At 69.2% G+C, this 2701-nt stretch carries 3 protein-coding genes; all 3 read right to left on the reverse strand.

Features of this window, described 5'->3' with window-relative positions:
* On the reverse strand, positions 1 to 803 hold an 803-nt coding region (locus B9G38_RS15865), incomplete at its 3' end, for a methionine synthase (RefSeq protein ID WP_143415538.1).
* The gene (locus B9G38_RS15870; RefSeq protein WP_086221018.1) at positions 803 to 1819 is read right to left on the reverse strand and encodes a 5-methyltetrahydropteroyltriglutamate--homocysteine methyltransferase; all 1017 of its coding nucleotides are present in this window, start codon (positions 1817 to 1819) and stop codon (positions 803 to 805) included. The genes B9G38_RS15870 and B9G38_RS15865, both read right to left, overlap by 1 nt.
* Positions 1820 to 1900: 81 nt before the next feature.
* Positions 1901 to 2542 carry a HemK2/MTQ2 family protein methyltransferase gene (locus B9G38_RS15875; protein WP_086221019.1) on the reverse strand — a complete coding sequence of 214 codons (642 nt, stop codon included), beginning with the start codon at positions 2540 to 2542 and terminating at the stop codon, positions 1901 to 1903.
* Positions 2543 to 2701: the final 159 nt, after the last annotated feature.

A 2701-nucleotide genomic window follows, 5' to 3' on the forward strand; every position in this document is an offset into this window, starting at 1 on the left:
TCGGTGAACGTCGGGATCTGCTCGAAGTCGCCGTTACATAGCTCCACGTCGAACTCGTCGATCGGGTAGTCGTTGATCTCGGGGTAGATCCGCGAGTAGTCGCCGTAGCAGACGTGGAGGCCGATCCGGACGTCCTCGTCGATGCCCGAGACGATGCGTTCGAGCGCCTCGCCGACGATGGCGTGGTCCTCCGGCGTCGTCGCCAGCGCGGGCTCGTCGATCTGGATGTAGCGCGCGCCCGCCTCGACCAGCTTCTCGACCTCCTCGTTGACGAGGTCCGCGAGGTCGTACACGAGTTCCTCGGTGGAGGGGTACGCCTCGTTGAACGCCCAGAAGCCGAGCGTGTACGGCCCCGTGATCGGGACCTTCACCGGGCGCTCTGCGACGTTCGAGGTGAACTCGAACTCGTCGACGAGCCACGGCTCGTCGTACGCGACCTCCTCGACCACGCTCGGCTTGTCGAAGTAGTTGTGGCCCCACACCTTCACCGGCCCGTTGAACTCGTAGCCGTCGATGCGGTCGGCGAAGAACTCCACCATCTCGTTGCGGCGCATCTCGCCGTCGACGACCGTGTCGAGCCCGGCGCGCTCGTGTTCGTGCGTGATGAGCCGACAGGCGTCGTCGTGCGCCTCTTCGAGGTCGGACTCGTCGAACTTCGAGTCGGGGTCGTCGACGAGCTCGTCGGCGCGGTTGAGCCACTTCGGCTTCGGGTACGAGCCGACGACGGTCGTGAGCAGGAACGCGTCGTTCGGGTGGTCGTCCGGACGGAACTGGTCGCGGTTGGCGGACGGGTTTCGGACCATTAATCGAGCACCTCCGCGGCGTCGGCGAGGGCGTTCAGCTTCGCGCGGTACTTGTTCGTCGGCAGGTAGAACAGCTCGGTGTTCGGCGTGAGGTACGTCCGGTCGAACCCCTCCAGCGGGATCTGCGACTCGAACCACTCGACGCGCTCCGCGATCGTCTCCGGCTCCTCGACCAGCGTGTTCTGCCCGTCGACGAGCCCGAGCGACAGCGAGTCGGTCGAGCCGAACTCCTGGACGTTGTAGACGGTGTCGTCCCGGTCGCCGGCGACGAGGTCAAGCCCGAGCGCGTCCGCGCCCGCCTCGTCGACGAGGTGCGCGTACAGCTTCTCGCCGAGCGCGCCGTAGAACGTCTGGACGACCACGTCGGCGTCGGTCGCGTCGGCGACCGTCGAGATAGCGTCCGTCGCGCCCGCCTCCTCGCCCTCGGCGGGCGGGTTCGTGACGAGCGACGGTTCGAGGAGGAACAGCGTCTCGTGGTCGGGGAACGCCTCGACCTCGCCCGCGAGGAACTCGGCGATGGCCGCCTGGAAATCGGCCTCGTCGCCGCGGTGATCGTCGGTCGCGAGGTCGGCGAGCGAGTACGGCCCGGGAAGCGTCGCCGCGAGCGACGCGTCGTCGACCCCGTCGGCGTCGGCGAGCAGGTCGGTCGCCTTCTCCAGTTCGCCCGCCACGTCGCCCGAGAAGTCGAGGTCGTCGACGACCCGCGGGTCCCGGTAGAAGTTGTTGTTGTCGTAGTACCGGACGATGCCGCCGGTCTCGACGGCGTCGCTGACGGTCAGCGGGTGCGCGATCATGTCGTCCCAGCGGCCCTGCCCCTCGGAGATCAGGTCGAGGCCGGCGTCCAGCTGGTCGTCGACGTACTCGGCGCGCACCTCGTCGTACGCCGCCACGGTCGCCTCGCTCTCGTCGCCGCTCAGGAGGTCCCCCTTCTGGTGGCCCTTCAGGTCCGAGAGCGTCTCTTTCGCCCGGTCCGGGAGCGGATACAGCCCCGGCGTCGCCGCGACACGTTCGGTCATCACCGATCGTTGGATATACCGTCGTATAATATTTGCTAATGCGCGTTATGTTTTGTAGTAATCAGTTGCCGAGCGACCCCGCTACGCCCGACGCAACGCCAGCACCGTGAGCGTCTCGAACGGGAACGACTCCTCGACGACGGGCTCGTGGGAGAACCCCGCCTCGTCGATCAGGGCGAGCACCTCCTCGTACCCGGTGAGCGAGGAGACGAGCAGGAGGACGACCCCGCCCGGCGCGAGGACGCGCCCCACGTCGGCGAGGAACGGTTCGATGAGTTCCCGGCCGGACTCGCCGCCCGAGAGCGCGTGTTCCATCCAGTCGCTCCACTCGTTTTCGGGGTCGGTCGGGAGGTACGGCGGGTTGAAACACACCGTGTCGAACGCGTCCGCGCGGAACGGCGAGAGCAGGTCGGCGACGACGGCCCCGACGCCGCGGTCGCGCGCCTGTCGCGCGGCGTGCGGATTGAGGTCGCTGCCGACCACGTCGAGGTCGCGCTCGCTCGCCACCCGCGCGGCGACCCAGCCCGACCCCGTGCCGACCTCCAGCACGCGTCCGTGCGCCTCCGCGACCGCGGCCTCCGCGAGCAGGCCGGAGTCCTCGGCCGGCTGGTAGACGGTCGCCTCGTCGAGACCGCGTCGCGCCGCGAGGCCGCCGGCGTCTTCGCCCGTGTTCCCGTCGTCCTCGCCTGTGTTCCCGTCGTCCTCGCCTCCATTCCCGGTCATCGGTCGGCTCCCTCTCCGTCGGCTCCCTCTCCGTCGGCTCCCCCGGCGTCACCGCTCTGCGCGTTGTCCCCTTCCGCGTCGCCGTCGCCGGAGCTTTCGGACCCGCCGCGCGTCGCGGCCCGGTCCTCGACCGCCGCGTCCAACTCCGGCCCGGAGGCG

The sequence above is a fragment of the Halorubrum sp. SD612 genome (genome assembly GCF_002135005.1).